General features: G+C 48.4%; 1 tRNA gene. It reads left to right on the top strand.

Features of this window, described 5'->3' with window-relative positions:
* Window positions 1–172 precede the first annotated feature (172 nt).
* A tRNA-Gln gene (locus tag G9G57_RS25495) sits at window positions 173–244 on the top strand.
* The last annotated feature ends 2 nt before the right edge of the window (window positions 245–246 follow it).

Genomic DNA, 246 nt, shown 5'->3' with positions numbered 1-246 from the left:
GGCCAAACGCATCAGACTGTAAATCTGCTCCCTTACGGGTTCGGTGGTTCGAATCCATCATCCTCCACCAGTTTTATTATTATGGTGGTCGTGACGAATGGAATAACGTACCGAATTGTGGCTACGGTATTCGTGGGATTAAGGCCCAGCGATCGCCCTGTTAAATACATAATGGGGATTAGCCAAGCGGTAAGGCAACGGACTTTGACTCCGTCATGCATAGGTTCAAATCCTATATCCCCAGCC

Source organism: Paenibacillus sp. EKM211P, assembly GCF_011066175.1.
Classification (GTDB): Bacteria; Bacillota; Bacilli; order Paenibacillales; family Paenibacillaceae; genus Paenibacillus; species Paenibacillus polymyxa.
This window is presented reverse-complemented; position numbering and strand designations above follow the sequence as displayed.